Here is a 15991-nt window from a genome sequence, read left to right as displayed (position 1 = left end):
ATTGAAATTATCCGTAAAAAGTGTATAATTAAAAATATGAATAAAAAGTAATTAATACTATATAAAGTATTAATTCATATATTATTACACATTTAAGTGCAAAGGTGGTGAGATTTTGGCATTAGAAGCAATTAAAGAGATTAAGAGAGTAGAAGCAGAAGCGGAAGCATTGATAAAGTCTGCAAACGCCGAAGCAAAGGATATCGTTCAAAAAGCTACCATAGAAGCTACTGAAAGTTACAATAGAGTTTTAGAAGGGGCTAAGAACAAGTGCAATAGTATAATGAATGATGCTGTTGAAGCAGGCAATAAACAAGCTGAACCTATATTAAACAAGGGAAAGCAAGAAGCCAAAGATATCTATGACATTAAAGAAGATAAAAAAAATAATGCTGTAAAATTAGTGATTGAGAGGATTGTGAAGATTCATGGCAATAGTTAAGATGAACAAATTCACTTTGCTTAGCTTTGAATCACAAAAAGATAATCTTTTAAAGAAGCTACAAGGCTTTAGGGAGGTAGAATTCATAAACCTTCAAAATGATGAATACATCCAAGGCAAAGAAGCTTTAGAAGGATTATTAAAAGACGAAGTTGATTCAGAATTTGCAAAATGTGAAGAAGACTTATCAAAAGCTAGATTTGCCCTAGAATTTTTAAGGGCTTATGTACCTCAAAAATCAGGATTAAAAGCAATGCGTGAAGGAAAAAGAACTTTAACATTAACAGAACTTGAAGAAGTAGTTAATAAAAGTAATTGGATTGATATTTATTCAATGCTTAAAGAAAAAGAAGTTCACCTTGCAAATCTAGAAAACGAGAAGACAAAACTTGAAGGCGTCATAGACTCTCTAAAACCATTAGAAGGACTAGATGTATCCTTTGAAGATTTAAAGAGTATGAAGACACCATACTTCTTAGGAAGCGTTTCTAAGCAATATGAAGAAGAACTAAAATCAAGTTTAGAAGATTATTACTTAGAAATAATATCAAAAACTAACGATGACATTTTCTTCTTATGTTTAGCTTATAAAGATAATGAAGAAGATGTTGAGGAAATTTTAAGAGGTCTTGGATTTAGTTCATTTAAGACTGAACAAAATGAAACTCCAATAAGAGTTATCCACCAAAGCATGGATAGAATTGAAAAAATAGAATCAGAAAAGTTTTTTATAAAAGAAGAATTAGAAACTCTTGAAGAAGAAGTTGAAACATTAGAATTAGCATTTGAATACTTCTCAAATGTTTATTCAAGAAAAACAGTTAAGAATAATTTCTTAAGAACTGAAAAGGTAAGCTTAATACAAGGATGGATTGCTACTTCAGATAATAATGACTTTGAGAAAGTAATAAAAGATACGCTTGGAGAAGATTATTACCTTGCATTTGAAGATGTAAAGGAAGAAGAAATAGAAGAAGTTCCAATAAGATTACAAAATAATGATTTAAATAAATCGTTTGAAAGTATAACAGAAATGTATAGTTTACCAAGATATGATGAAATAGATCCAACACCACTTTTAGCGCCGTTCTTCTTATTATTCTTTGGAATGATGGTTGCAGACGTTGGGTATGGAGTATTACTACTTGTAGGATCAATAATAGCACTTAAGGCATTTAAATTAGATGATGGGCAAAAGCAATTTGCTAAGTTCTTCTTCTATTTAAGTTTTCCAACAATAATCTTTGGACTTATATATGGAGCGGTCTTTGGTGATTTGATAAAATTACCAGCTCTTATAGACACTAACAAAGATGTTACAACAATACTTATTATGTCAGTAGTTTTTGGGGTAATTCAAATCTTCTTTGGACTAGGAATAAAAGCTTATGTATTAATAAGAAATGGAAGAACATTTGATGCTTTCTGTGATGTAGGATCATGGGTTATAACATTAGTATCAATTGGAGTATTTGGATACGGTGCATTTGCAGGAAATCCACTTGTAAAAACAATTGGTATGTGGTGTATGATAATTGGTATGGTACTTATTGTATTAACACAAGGAAGACACATGGAATCAGTTGGAGGTAAGCTAGGAGAAGGTTTATATGCTTTATATGGAATAACAGGCTACATAGGAGACTTAGTTTCATATACAAGATTAATGGCCTTAGGATTAGCTGGAGGATCTATAGCTGGAGCAATTAATCTTATTATAAGTATGTTCCCAGGAGTAGCATTCTTTATATTTGGACCATTAGTATTTATCTTAGGTCAAATATTCAACTTTGGATTATCATTATTAGGAGCTTACGTTCACACATGTAGATTAGAGTACGTTGAGTACTTCTCAAAATTCTATGAAGGTGGCGGAAAGCCATTTAAACCATTTAAGACACTAGATAAATATATAAAAATAAAAAAAGAGATTTAATGTTAGTAAACAGGAGGAATTTAAAATGAATACTTGGATAGAATTTTTTACACAAAATGGAGGATTTGTATTTGCAGCAATAGGTGTTGCATTAGCAGTCGGATTATCAGGAATAGGTTCAGCTAAAGGGGTTGGACTAGTTGGGGAATCAGCAGCTTCATTAATGACAGAACAACCAGAAAAGTTTGGTAAAGCATTAGTACTTCAATTATTACCAGGTACACAAGGTTTATACGGATTCGTTATTGGATTATTAGTTTTCTTAAAGATTACACCAGATATGTCATTCCAAAATGGATTATACTTATTATTTGCATGTTTACCAATTGCTATAGCAGGATTATTCTCAGGTATTGCTCAAGGTAAAACAGCAGCAGCTGGTGTTCAAATATTAGCTAAAAAACCAGAACAAACAACTAAAGGTATCATATTTGCTGCCATGGTTGAAACATATGCATTATTAGGATTCGTTGTATCAATCTTATTAGTATTCAAGTTTTAATATTGAGGAAGTGAAGTTATGTCAGACGTAAAAAATCTTACTTCTAAAATCTTAAAAGATGCGGAAGAGAGAAAGGAAAGTATTCTTAATGCTGCTAATGAAGAAAGAGCAAAAATAATTGCTAAAAAAGAAGCAGCAGCTAAAATGGAAGAAGCTTCTATGCTAGAAAAAGCAAAGATTGAAGCTAAAACAAGACAAGAAAGAATAGTTTCAAGTGCAGAGCTTAAAGCAAGAAATGAAAAGCTAAAAGCTAAACAGGAAGTTATAGATTCAGTTTTTGAAAAGAGTATAAATGAATTATGTTCAATGTCAGATGAAGATTTAAAAAACTTCATTAAAAATATGATAATTAACTCAGATATTACTGGGGATGAAAATATTATATTAAACGAAAAAGGTAAATCAGTTGTAGATAATTCACTACTTAATACAATAAATAGTGAATTAAAAGAAAAAGGAAAAAAAGGAGAACTTACAATCAGTGATGAAGTAAGAACTTTTAGAGGTGGATTTATCTTAGAAAAGGATGGAATAGAAATAAATAATACTTTCGAAGATTTAGTAAATTCATCAAGAGATGATTTAGAATTCGAAGTAGCTCAAGTATTATTTTAATTAAGGAGGAAACAGAATGAATTCAATGGAATTTACTCAAGTTATACCAAGACTTAGAGTATTAGAAACAAGACTCCTTGATAAAGCTAAAATCGATAGAATGATTGATGGAGATTCTGCAAATGAAGCACTTAAGGTGCTTCAAGAATCTGAGTATGCCAATGTTATGACAGGTGTTAAAAGAGCTGAAGATTATGAAATAATACTATCAAAAGAGCTTAAAAGAGTATATGAGCTTATGTATGATGCATCACCATCAAAAGCTTTAATAGACTTAATGAGTATAAAGTATGACTATCATAATATAAAAGTTCTTTTAAAAGGTATATTCCTTCAAAAAGATTTCAGTGAAATGTTAATATCAGTTGGTAAAATTGATATTCATACATTAAAACAAAGTATAAATAATAATAACTTAGGTGATTTGCCAAAGGTTATGAGAGAAGCTATAGAAAAAGCTAAAGAAGCTTTTGAAGCTAACAAAGATCCACAGGAAATTGACATTATTTTAGATAATGCTATGTTCACTGAAATGAAGGATATTGCTAAAGAATTAAATGATATGTTTATTGATAAATATGTTAAAGCTTTAATAGATTTAACTAACATAAAAACTTTATTAAGAGTTAAGAAGCAAAATAAAAATAGAGACTTTTTACAAGAAGTTATAATTAATGGTGGGGCAATTGATAAAGAAACAATAGTAAGCTTTTTAAATGATGCACCAGAAAACATATCAAACAAATTATCTTTCACTGATTATAGTGAACTTATAAAATTAGGAATTGAAGATTATACAAAGACTGGTTCAGCAGGTCTTTTAGAAAAATTAATTGATAACTACATTATGAATATGATGAAAGAAGCTAAGTTCATTCCTTTTGGAGTTGAACCAGTATTAGCTTATATATATGCAAAAGAAACAGAAATAAAAGTAGTTAGAATTATAATGGTTGGTAAACTCAATAATATCTCAGGGGAAGTAATTAGAGAAAGGCTGCGTGATATTTATGTATAAGAAGATCGGTGTAGTTGGAGATAAAGATTCAGTTTTAGCATTTAAAGCTTTAGGAATTGATGTATTTCCAGTTGTTGAAGCTGATGAGGCAAGAAAAACTATAGATAGATTAGCTATGCAAGATTACGCAGTTATCTTTGTAACAGAGCAGGTTGCAAAAGAAGTAGAAGAAACTATTGAAAGATACAATAGAGCAACACTTCCAGCTGTAATATTAATTCCAAGCAATCAAGGATCATTAAATATAGGAATGCAAAGAATTAGCGATAATGTAGAAAAAGCTGTTGGCGTTAATATCTTATAGGAAGGTAGGTTTTGTAAGGTGAAGACCGGAAAAATAATCAAAGTTTCAGGACCTTTAGTTGTTGCTGAAGGTATGGATGAAGCTAATATATTTGACGTATGTAAAGTTGGAGAAAAAGGTCTTATCGGTGAAATCATAGAAATGAGAGGCGATAAGGCATCTATACAGGTATATGAAGAAACTTCAGGAATAGGACCTGGAGACCCAGTTATAACAACTGGAGAACCTTTAAGCGTTGAGCTTGGACCAGGACTTATTGAAGCAATGTTTGATGGAATTCAAAGACCTCTTGATGCTTTCATGAAGGCAGCAGGTTCAGACTTCCTAACAAAAGGAGTTTCAGTAAAATCATTAGATAGAGAAAAAACTTGGGATTTTAATCCTATAGTTAAAGTTGGAGATGAAGTGGAAGCTGGTGATGTTATAGGAACAGTTCAAGAAACAGCAGTAGTACTTCACAAAATAATGGTTCCTTATGGAGTAGAAGGTAAAGTAAAAGATATAAAATCAGGAAACTTTACTGTTGAAGATGTAGTTTGTATTGTTGAAACTAAAGATGGAGATAAAGAAGTTAAGATGATGCAAAAATGGCCAGTAAGAAAGGGAAGACCTTATGCAAATAAGTTAAACCCAGTTGCGCCACTTACTACAGGACAAAGAGTTATAGATACATTCTTCCCAGTTGTTAAAGGTGGAGCAGCAGCAGTTCCAGGTCCATTCGGAGCTGGTAAAACAGTTGTTCAGCACCAAGTTGCTAAATGGGGAGATGCTGAAATAGTTGTTTACGTTGGATGTGGAGAACGTGGAAACGAAATGACAGATGTTCTTAATGAGTTCCCAGAACTTAAAGACCCAAAAACAGGTCAAAGCTTAATGAAGAGAACAGTTCTTATAGCAAATACATCAAACATGCCAGTTGCTGCTAGAGAAGCATCAATATATACTGGTATTACAATAGCTGAATATTTTAGAGATATGGGATACTCAGTAGCTATCATGGCTGACTCAACATCAAGATGGGCAGAAGCATTAAGAGAAATGTCAGGAAGACTTGAAGAGATGCCTGGTGACGAAGGTTATCCAGCATACTTAGGATCAAGACTTGCAGATTACTATGAAAGAGCTGGTAAGGTTGTATGTCTTGGTAAAGATGGAAGAGAAGGAGCTGTTACAGCAATCGGTGCAGTATCACCTCCAGGAGGAGATATTTCAGAACCAGTTACTCAATCTACTTTAAGAATTGTTAAAGTTTTCTGGGGACTAGATGCTCAACTTGCATATCAAAGACATTTCCCATCAATTAACTGGTTAAACTCATATTCATTATATGCTGATAGAATTGGTGAATGGATGGATGAAGAAGTTGCTTCAGATTGGTCAGAACTTAGAGTTGAAGCTATGGCTTTACTTCAAGAAGAAGCAAATCTTCAAGAAATAGTAAGACTTGTTGGTATAGATGCACTTTCAGAAGGAGATAGATTAAAACTTGAAATTGCTAAGTCAATAAGAGAAGACTATCTTCAACAAAATGCTTTCCATGAAGTTGACACATATACTTCATTAAATAAGCAACATAAAATGTTAAAACTTATACTTCAATTTAAGCATGAAGCAGATAGAGCTTTAGAAAATGGAGTATATTTAGATAAAATTTTAGGTATGAGTGAAATCAGAGATAGAATAGCTAGAGCTAAGTACATCTCTGAAGAAGATATAGCAAAGATTGATCAAATCGGAGTAGATTTAACATCTGAAATGAACAAACTTATCAGCGAAGGAGGGGTTCTAAATGCCTAAAGAATATAGAACAGTTACGGAAGTAGTAGGACCTTTAATGGCTGTTGAAGGTGTTGAAGGTGTTAAATATGACGAATTAGTTGAAATAGAATTACAAAATGGAGAAAAAAGAAGAGGTAAGGTACTAGAAGTTAATGGTTCAAAAGCTATGGTTCAGATCTTCGAAGGTTCTTCAGGAATAAACTTAAAAGGAACTAAAGCAAAATTCTTAGGAAGACCACTTGAACTTGGTGTTTCAGAAGATATGCTTGGAAGAGTCTTTGATGGTATGGGAAGACCAATAGATAATGGTCCAAAGATAATACCAGAAAAAAGACTTGATATAAATGGAGAAGCTATAAACCCAGTTGCTAGAGATTATCCATCAGAATTTATTCAAACAGGAATATCAGCAATAGATGGACTTAATACTCTTGTTAGAGGACAAAAGCTTCCAGTTTTCTCAGGATCAGGACTTCCACATGCAGAACTTGCAGCTCAAATTGCAAGACAAGCGAAAGTTTTAAATTCTGATTCAAAATTCGCTGTTGTTTTTGCAGCAATAGGTATTACATTCGAAGAAGCACAATTCTTCGTTGATGAGTTTAAGAAAACAGGAGCTATAGATAGATCAGTTCTATTTATGAACTTAGCTTCTGACCCAGCTATCGAAAGAATAGCTACTCCAAGAATGGCTCTTACTACTGCTGAATATTTAGCGTATGAAAAAGGAATGCACGTGCTTGTAATAATGACAGATATAACAAACTATGCAGAAGCTCTAAGAGAAGTTTCAGCTGCTAGAAAAGAAGTTCCAGGAAGAAGAGGATATCCAGGATACTTATATACTGACCTTTCTACTTTATATGAAAGAGCAGGAAGACTTAGAGGAAAAGAAGGTTCAATTACTCAAATTCCAATACTTACAATGCCTGAAGATGATAAAACACATCCAATTCCAGACTTAACTGGATATATAACAGAAGGACAAATAATACTTTCAAGAGAACTTTATAAGAAAGGTATTATGCCTCCAATAGATGTATTGCCATCACTTTCAAGACTTAAAGATAAAGGTATAGGTAAAGGAAAAACTAGAGAAGATCATGCAGATACAATGAACCAATTATTCTCAGCATATGCTCAAGGTAAACAAGCAAAAGAATTATCAGCAATCTTAGGAGAATCAGCTCTTTCAGAAACAGATAAAGCATTTGCTAAATTTGCAGAAGCCTTTGAAAATGAATATGTTGCACAAGGTTTCACTACAAATAGAACTATAACTGAAACTCTAGATTTAGGATGGAAGCTATTAGCATTACTTCCTAGAACAGAGCTTAAGAGAATTAGAGACGAATATCTTGAAAAATATATGCCAAGAGAGGAAGAATAGGCTATGGCTAGATTAAATGTGAATCCTACTAGAATGGAACTCACAAAGCTGAAGAAGAGATTAACTACAGCTACTAGAGGTCATAAGCTTTTAAAAGATAAGCAAGATGAGTTAATGAGACAATTTATCAATCTTGTTAAATATAATAATAATTTAAGAAAAGAAGTTGAAGGTGAGCTAGAAGGTTCATTAAAAGATTTCGTTATGGCTAGAGCTGTAATGAGTTCTGAATTCTTAGAGGAAGCAATTGCTTATCCAAAAGAAAGTATCTCAGTAGATGTTGGAAATAAGAACATAATGAGCGTTAATGTTCCAGTTATGAACTTTAAAAGACAGCTTGAAGGAGATGAAGGTAGTATCTTCCCATATGGATTTGCGAACACATCATCAGAACTTGATGATGCTATAACAAAGCTTTATGGAATATTACCAAAGCTTTTAGAATTAGCAGAAGTAGAAAAGTCATGCCAACTTATGGCAGATGAAATAGAAAAGACAAGAAGAAGAGTTAATGCTCTTGAATATATGACAATTCCTCAACTTCAAGAAACTATCAAGTACATAAGAATGAAACTTGATGAAAATGAAAGAAGTGCTCTAACAAGACTTATGAAGGTTAAGAGCATGATAGAGCAAAGAGGATAACTTTATTTATTACACCTTAGAATAATTCTAAGGTGTAATTATTTGTCAAGATACTAATACAATTAATATAATTAATATAATTATAGTACTTAAGATGTAATGTTTTATTTTTGAAAACATTACAACAAAATTAAAATTAGAGCAATTCAATTGATAATAAATTATATTAATAGTATAATTCTTATTAGATTATAAAGTTATATTAAAATTTTATAGTCTAACGAGAGTTAGGAGAATGGAAAATGGATTATTTTATAGAATTTATAGTTTCATTTTTAATAGTGGCTATACTTATGCCATTAATAATGAAGCTATCTAATAAAATAGGTTTTACGGATAAGCCTACAAAGAGAAAGAAGCATAAAAAGGTAACACCACTTTGTGGGGGACTTACTATGTTTATAGGGTTTTTTATAGTTTACTATTTTATAGCTAATGAATTTGATAGTGCTCATGGAATATGGATATTTGTAGCGTCGGTTCTTATATTAGTTATAGGTTTAGTAGATGATTATTATAAATCAATAGGAAAGGAATTTCCTATATTACCTAGACTTATAATACAAATATTAGCGGCAATAATAGTTTTTAATGCTGGTGTAGCGTTTAAAGGTTTTACTAATCCTTTTACAGGGGTATATATTGAATTAAATACTTTTTTACAGTTTATTTTAAGTATAACTTGGATATTTGGAGTTACTACGGTGATAAATTGGTCAGATGGAATGGATGGACTTGCAGGAAGTATATCATTAGTTTCTTCAATTACATTTTTTATTGCAGCTATAATATTATCTCAAGAATATTCAGCAAGCATATCTGCAGCATTAGCAGGAGTAATAGCAGGATTTTTAATTTACAATAAATATCCAGCAAAGGTTTTTATGGGAGATTCTGGAGCGAATTTTTTAGGATTTATTTTAAGTATTATAGCCTTAGATGGCGCATTTAAACAAGCTACAGTATTAAGTCTTCTATTACCTATATTAGCTTTAGCAGTGCCGATATTTGATAATTTATTTGTAATATTTAAAAGATTTAATGAGGGGAAACCTGTATATCAAGCAGATAGAAGTCAAATGCACTTTAGATTAGAAGAAAAGGGTTTTACAAAACCTCAAATAGTACATTTTATTGTAGGAATAAGTATAGTCTGTTCGTTTTTATCGATAATATTATTATTTTATAATCATCCATAGAAGTTTAAAGCATTACTTTTTAGTAATGCTTTTGTTTTTATAATTATTAATATATAATATAGTTTAAAATACAATTGGGGGCTGATTATAATGTATATAGGAAGTAAAGTTCTACTTAGAGCTTATAATGAAGAAGATATTGAAAAGGTATTAAATTTTGTAAATGATTTTGAGGTTAAAAAGTTTTTAGACTTAAATATACCATTTCCTATAAGTAAACGAGAAGAAGAAATATGGATAAAAAAGAATAGAGAAATAAATGGTTTAACTTATGATTTTGCAATAGAGGAAATAAGCACTGGAAATATTATAGGTGGTTGTAGTATAAATGCTGTTAATATAAAAAATAGAAACTGTACTATTGGAATTATGATAGGTGATAAAAATTATTGGGGCAAAGGATATGGATATGATGCATTATCTATATTAATTAAATTTATATTTGAAGAATGCAATATGGAGAAAATAAAGCTTGGAGTATTTTCTTTTAATGAAAGAGCAATTAATTGTTATAAAAAATTAGGGTTTGAAGAAGAAGGAGTACTTAAAAAAGAAATATATAGATGTGGTAAGTATTATGATGAAATAGTTATGGCAATGTTTAAAGATGAATATTTTAATAGATGTAAATAAGTTTAAGAGAGATGATTATATTTTGAACATAATAGATAATTTTGATAAAAATGTAGTAATTTTAGATGGAGCTATGGGAACTATGCTTCAAGATGTTGAACTTAAAATGATTAAAAATCCAGAAGATTATAATATTACAAATAAAGATAAAATAGAAAAAATTCACAAGATGTATGTTGATGCTGGAGCAGATATAATATTAACTAATACTTTTGGAGCTAATGATGTAAGATTAAAGTCTAGTTCTTTTACTGTATATGAAATTGTAAAAAGTGCAGTAGAAATAGCTAAAAAGTCTGTTAATGGAACTAAGTGTTTAGTGGCTCTTGATGTAGGGCCTCTTGGTGAGTTTATAAAGCCAAAAGGAAGTATAGAATATGAAGATGCAATAGAAATATTTAAAAAGCAGATTAAAGTGGGCGTAAATCAAGGTGTAGATTTGATAATGATTGAAACTATGATGGATTTGTACGAGATGAAATCTGCTGTAATTGCAGCAAAGGATATTACAAATAAGCCGATATTTGCCACTATGACTTTTAATAAAGATTTAAAAACGATTTTTGGATATACAGTTAAAGACATGGTTATTGAATTAGAGAAGTTAGGAGTAGATGCTTTAGGATTTAATTGTTCAACAGGTCCTAAGGATATGATAGAACTTGTAAGAGAAGCTGGGTATCTTACTAAATTACCTATAATAGCAATGCCAAATAGGGGGAAACCAAAAGTTATAGAAGATAAGCTTGTATATGATATGACAAAAGAAGAATTTTTAAATTATATAAAACAAATAATAAGTAGTGGTGCAAATATAGTTGGAGGTTGTTGTGGAACAACTCCTGAATTTATAAGTGAATTGAATAAAAACCTTAATAAAAAATAAAGATATCCTTAAGGATATCTTTAAATTTTTAAACAAAAATGAAATATGTTGTTTTAATCTTTACATTATTTATTTTATATGTTTAAGTTAAATTACTTAATATTTAGTATAGGAGATTTTAAATTGAAAAAAAATTTATCAAAAATAAAGTTTTGTATTTTTATAATAATACTTGTAGTTGGATTAATAGTTCTTGCTATTAACTTTGAGTATTTAAAAACATTAGATATGAATCAAGTTTGTCAATCAATTAAAGATAATAAGGTATTAGCTAGTTTAGCTTATATTGGAGTCTATATAATAAAACCATTTTTTGTTTTTATACCAACTAATATATTAGCAGTATTTAGTGGTATATTATTTGGCCCGGTATATGGTTTTATATTTACTATGATTGGATTTTTTATATCAGGAACAATTGCTTTTTTTGTAGCTAGATATTTAGGAAGAGATTTTGTTAATGGAATAATAGGCAATAAGCTTTTGAAGTTAGATGATAATATGGAGAAAAATGGTTTTAAAATTTTGCTTTTATTAAGGTTGCCACCAATTCTTCCATATGATCCATTAAGTTATGCTTGTGGACTTACAAAAATAAGATATAAAGATTTTATTATAGCATCTTTAATAGGTGTTTTACCTGAGACTATGTGTTATTCAATTATTGGAGAAAACTTTTTGGATCCATGTTCACCTAAATTTATAGTACCTATAATCATACTTATAGCTGGAGTATTATTATCTAAAAAAATAATAGGATCAAAAAATAAAATAAAAGTATAATATTTAAAATATATTATAGAAGGAAAGAGGAGTAAATATGATTAAAAGTTTCTGCGATTTGAATTCAAAAGAAAAAGATAATTTACTTATATTTATGAATAGAAAAGAATATATTTCTCTTTCAGAGATGGAAAGTATGTTTAATACAAAAACATATAATTATGGTGAAGGTATAGCTATAATATTCGATTCTGACAAAGTATTAGGTATTGGAAGAGCTATACTTAAAGAAATATCTATAACAGGTATTGCTTATATATATTCATTAGATATTTTAGAGTGCTATAATGATAAAAAGTACATTATAGAGGAATTAATTAAATTTTTATATTATATATGTAATAAAAATAATGCTAATGAAATTTTATTAGGATTTAGAAAAAAAGAAACTAAAGAAATAATTGAAAAGTTAGGATTAAAAGTTTCTTATTCAGCAAAGATAATGGAAATAAATGATAAGAGTGAAAAAGAACATATTTTAAATTTGGAAAAATTAAATGATAAAAATAAATTAAAATATATGAGTTTATATAATAAAGCATTTAATAATATGCCTCATGGAGCATCGCTTAATGAACTTGAGCTAAATGAATATTTAAATGAATCTTATACTGGAAATTATTATTTTATAGTTTTAGATAAAAATAAAAGAATAGGAGTAATGAATGTATATGTAAATGGCAATAATGCTACTTTTGATATAGGGCTTCCGGTAGAGTTTAGGGGACAAGGATATGGTAAAAGATTATTAGAGACGGCAATACAGTTTTTAGTGAATAAAAAAATAAGGAATATATATTTAGTAGTTATAGAAGTAAATAAAATAGCTTACAATATGTATAAAAAAAGAGGTTTTAAAGAAAAAGGCATTTTAAGTTATTGGGTTACACTTAAAAATAAGGATTTAGTAATATAGGGTTACTTTAGTAACCCTATAATTTTATATTAATTTCTTGTAGTTTAAAGTTTGATTTTCTTATTTTTTGAAAAATTGAAAGAAAAAAGTAAGAAAATTAAATGTTAAATTTAAAAATATAATTTTATAATTAAATTATAATAAATATTTTTATTAAGAAAGGTTTGTAATTATATGAACTTAGTTTTAAGGTATAAAAATATATTAATGATTATTATTGTTTTATTATTATTTACTTCTATTGGACTAAGTTATTTAGAAAATAAATGTTTATACGATAATAAAATAATAGATAAAAAAGTACAAGAAATCAAAAAAAGACCTAATTATGTAAAGATAGAAAATATAGATGAAAAATATTTAAATTCGGTAATTGATATAGAAGATCATAGGTTTTATGAACATGGAGCTATAGATTTTATATCTATATTAAGGTCAATAATACATAATATTATTGCTGGAAAAGTAATAGAAGGTGGAAGCACTATAACACAACAATTAGCTAAAAATATGTGTTTATCAAATGAAAGAAATCTTAGTAGAAAAATAAAAGAATTGCTTTTATCAATACAATTAGAAAGAAAATATACAAAATCAGAAATTCTTGAATTGTATGTAAATATAATATGTTTTGGAGATGGTTATTTTGGTATAAGTAATGCTTCAAAAGGATATTTTAAAAAAACACCTTGCGAATTGAATTTTAATGAGGCTACTATACTTGCTGGAATTCCTCAAGCACCTAGTATTTATGCATTAAGTAAAAATAATGGACTAGCTAAAAAAAGGCAAAAGCAGGTTATAAGAGCTTTAATAAAGTACGGAAATACATATAAAAATAATAAGTGTAAATATAATGACGATAATTTATTGCATAATATTAAATTCAACTTTCATAAGTTAGCAGAATTTGTATGAAATTTTGAATAAAAGTATTAAAACTTGCAAATAAAATGAAAAAATATACCTAGTAATTTTATACAAGTTAAATTATGGGATAATCGTCTTAGGCTAGTAATACTGTAAAATTAGCTATTGTTATAAATTCCATATAAGTATAGTTTTTGTTTAAAAGTATTATATATTCATAAATGTTATTAATCTACCATAAGAAAAGTGGAATATTTATGGTATAAATGTATTGACAGATGGAACAACACAATGAAAAGAAAAAAAGGAGTTGTAAAAATGAAATACAGATTAATAGCAATGCTTATACTATCTTCATCATTAGTTGGGTGTTCAGGAATAAATGTAGGTTCTTCAAATAAGAAAGATACAAATAAAGAAGTAGTACAAGTTGAAGAGAATAGCAATGTGGAGAATACTAAAGAAAAAAATGTTAAAGAAAATAAGGATGTTAAAATATTAAGTAAAGATTCAAAAGTATTAAAAAATGAATCTAAATCTAATATAAAAAAAGAGACAAGCGATAATAAACAGTCTGCAACCAAAAAAGAAGATAGTAATAAAAATGAAATTATCAAAAAATCAGAAGATAGCACTAAAGTAAACAATAACATTGAAGAAAAAGTAACTAATAATAATTCAAGTGATAGTAAAAAATTAAATTCAAATGAAAAACATTCATCTGTAAAAGAAAGTTCAAGCAATAGTAATTTTATGTCACAAGTTGAATCAGAGATATTTAGATTAGTTAATATAGAAAGAAAAAAGGCAGGGGTTAATACTTTAAGTTATAGTAATACTATGCAAAAATATGCAAGAATGAAATCAGAGGATATGGCAGTTAGAAAATACTTTGATCATAGGGATCCTCAAGGTAATTTAATTACTGAAAAGATGAAAAATGATGGAGTTAAATATAGTAGTTGGGGAGAAAATATAGCTTATATCGGAGGAGAATCAGCAGATGTACTAGCTAGTAAGTTCATGAGGAACTGGATGAATTCACCTGGACATAGAGCTAATATATTATCACCTAACTTTACTGGCATAGGTGTTGGCGCATATAAATCAGGAAACACAGTATATGCAACACAAGAATTTTATAGTTAAAATTATTAAGGTTACTTTTTGAGTAACCTTTTTAATATTTTATAATTTGCACATAATATTTAAGTAAACTTATTTAAAGTAAGAATTATGGTTAAAATTATTAATAAAGATAGAAAAATACTATTATAATAAAGTTGCTATTAACGATATTGTGAGCTTTTATAGAAATATGTAAATAAAATATTTAATGAAAAATTTACTATAATTATTATAGAATTGTTTATTAAATTTACATAAATAAATTAAGTTATATAGATTTAAATTTAAGATAAGGGGGATGAATATGGATATATATACAATAGGTCATTCAAATTATAGTATGGAGAAATTTATAGAAATGCTTAAGATGTTTAATATTAATTGCATAGTAGATACTAGAGCTATTCCATATTCTAAATATAATAAACAATTTGATAAAGAAAATATTAAAAAAACATTGTTAAGTGAAGGTTTTTATTATATTTATATGGGAATGGAATTAGCAGCAAAAAGGGTTAATAAGTTATCATATAATAATGAAGGTTTTGCAGATTTTGATAAAGTTATAAAGGAAAAAGAATTTCAAAATGGTGTTAATAGACTTAGAAACGGATGCAAAAAAGGATATAAAATAGCAATACTTGGTGCAATGCAAGATCCTATAAGATGTCAAAGAGGAATTTTAATAGGAAAATATTTATCAAGTAATGGATTTAATGTTAATCATATATTAGATAATTTAGAGATTGCATCACAAAAAGATATAGAAAAGTTTTTATTAGAAAAGTATTTTAAGGATAGAAATCAATTAACAATTGATTCACTTCTTGGAACAGCTATGAGTGAAGAAGAAATGATAAAAGAATGCTATAAATTAGCTAATAAAGATATTGGATATAGAATAGAGAATTTAAAAAAAGCTACCACTAATATAGTAAAGTAGCT

The 15991-nt window shown here is 28.5% G+C and carries 17 protein-coding genes; all 17 read left to right on the top strand.

Annotation, left to right across the window (positions count from 1 at the left end):
* The first annotated feature begins 115 nt into the window (after positions 1-115).
* Positions 116-442 (top strand): hypothetical protein, encoded by a 327-nt coding sequence (locus tag AC4FQW_RS05610; protein WP_303130134.1) that lies wholly within the window; start codon positions 116-118, stop codon positions 440-442.
* Positions 429-2378 carry a V-type ATP synthase subunit I gene (locus tag AC4FQW_RS05605; protein WP_491147756.1) on the top strand — a complete coding sequence of 650 codons (1950 nt, stop codon included), beginning with the start codon at positions 429-431 and terminating at the stop codon, positions 2376-2378. Before AC4FQW_RS05610 ends, AC4FQW_RS05605 begins: the two co-directional genes overlap by 14 nt.
* 25 nt (positions 2379-2403) lie before the next feature.
* Positions 2404-2880, top strand: coding sequence for a V-type ATP synthase subunit K (locus AC4FQW_RS05600; RefSeq protein WP_491147754.1), 477 nt, complete (start codon positions 2404-2406; stop codon positions 2878-2880).
* An 18-nt stretch (positions 2881-2898) separates the two neighbouring features.
* The gene (locus AC4FQW_RS05595) at positions 2899-3495 is read left to right on the top strand and encodes a V-type ATP synthase subunit E (protein WP_491147752.1); all 597 of its coding nucleotides are present in this window, start codon (positions 2899-2901) and stop codon (positions 3493-3495) included.
* Between the two features lie 16 nt (positions 3496-3511).
* Positions 3512-4513: a V-type ATP synthase subunit C gene (locus tag AC4FQW_RS05590; protein WP_491147750.1), complete on the top strand. Its 1002-nt coding sequence runs from the start codon at positions 3512-3514 to the stop codon at positions 4511-4513.
* Complete coding sequence (locus tag AC4FQW_RS05585; RefSeq protein WP_491147748.1) at positions 4506-4817, top strand: V-type ATP synthase subunit F; 312 nt, start codon at positions 4506-4508, stop codon at positions 4815-4817. The genes AC4FQW_RS05590 and AC4FQW_RS05585 overlap by 8 nt, the downstream gene beginning before the upstream one ends.
* 18 nt (positions 4818-4835) lie before the next feature.
* On the top strand, positions 4836-6614 hold the full coding sequence (locus tag AC4FQW_RS05580) for a V-type ATP synthase subunit A (RefSeq protein ID WP_491147746.1): 1779 nt from the start codon (positions 4836-4838) through the stop codon (positions 6612-6614).
* A complete protein-coding gene (locus tag AC4FQW_RS05575) occupies positions 6607-7986 on the top strand; it encodes a V-type ATP synthase subunit B (RefSeq protein ID WP_491147744.1) in 1380 nt (459 codons plus the stop codon). The genes AC4FQW_RS05580 and AC4FQW_RS05575 overlap by 8 nt, the downstream gene beginning before the upstream one ends.
* Positions 7987-7989: 3 nt before the next feature.
* Entirely contained in the window at positions 7990-8631 is a 642-nt protein-coding gene (locus tag AC4FQW_RS05570; protein ID WP_491147742.1) for a V-type ATP synthase subunit D, read from the top strand.
* A 242-nt stretch (positions 8632-8873) separates the two neighbouring features.
* Entirely contained in the window at positions 8874-9830 is a 957-nt protein-coding gene (locus tag AC4FQW_RS05565; RefSeq protein WP_303131155.1) for an MraY family glycosyltransferase, read from the top strand.
* 90 nt (positions 9831-9920) lie between these two features.
* Entirely contained in the window at positions 9921-10463 is a 543-nt protein-coding gene (locus tag AC4FQW_RS05560; protein ID WP_303131154.1) for a GNAT family N-acetyltransferase, read from the top strand.
* A complete protein-coding gene (locus tag AC4FQW_RS05555) occupies positions 10438-11349 on the top strand; it encodes a homocysteine S-methyltransferase family protein (RefSeq protein ID WP_491147741.1) in 912 nt (303 codons plus the stop codon). The genes AC4FQW_RS05560 and AC4FQW_RS05555 overlap by 26 nt, the downstream gene beginning before the upstream one ends.
* Before the next feature lie 123 nt (positions 11350-11472).
* Positions 11473-12132, top strand: coding sequence for a TVP38/TMEM64 family protein (locus AC4FQW_RS05550; protein ID WP_491147739.1), 660 nt, complete (start codon positions 11473-11475; stop codon positions 12130-12132).
* 37 nt (positions 12133-12169) lie between these two features.
* Positions 12170-13048, top strand: coding sequence for a GNAT family N-acetyltransferase (locus tag AC4FQW_RS05545; protein WP_491147737.1), 879 nt, complete (start codon positions 12170-12172; stop codon positions 13046-13048).
* 174 nt (positions 13049-13222) lie between these two features.
* Positions 13223-13966, top strand: a complete 744-nt coding sequence (locus tag AC4FQW_RS05540; RefSeq protein ID WP_491147735.1) for a transglycosylase domain-containing protein — start codon at positions 13223-13225, stop codon at positions 13964-13966.
* 243 nt (positions 13967-14209) lie between these two features.
* Positions 14210-15067, top strand: a complete 858-nt coding sequence (locus AC4FQW_RS05535) for a CAP domain-containing protein (RefSeq protein WP_491147733.1) — start codon at positions 14210-14212, stop codon at positions 15065-15067.
* 283 nt (positions 15068-15350) lie between these two features.
* Positions 15351-15989: a DUF488 domain-containing protein gene (locus AC4FQW_RS05530; RefSeq protein WP_303129320.1), complete on the top strand. Its 639-nt coding sequence runs from the start codon at positions 15351-15353 to the stop codon at positions 15987-15989.
* Positions 15990-15991 lie beyond the last annotated feature (2 nt).

Source organism: Clostridium sp. TJA085 (assembly GCF_058310235.1).
This window is presented reverse-complemented; position numbering and strand designations above follow the sequence as displayed.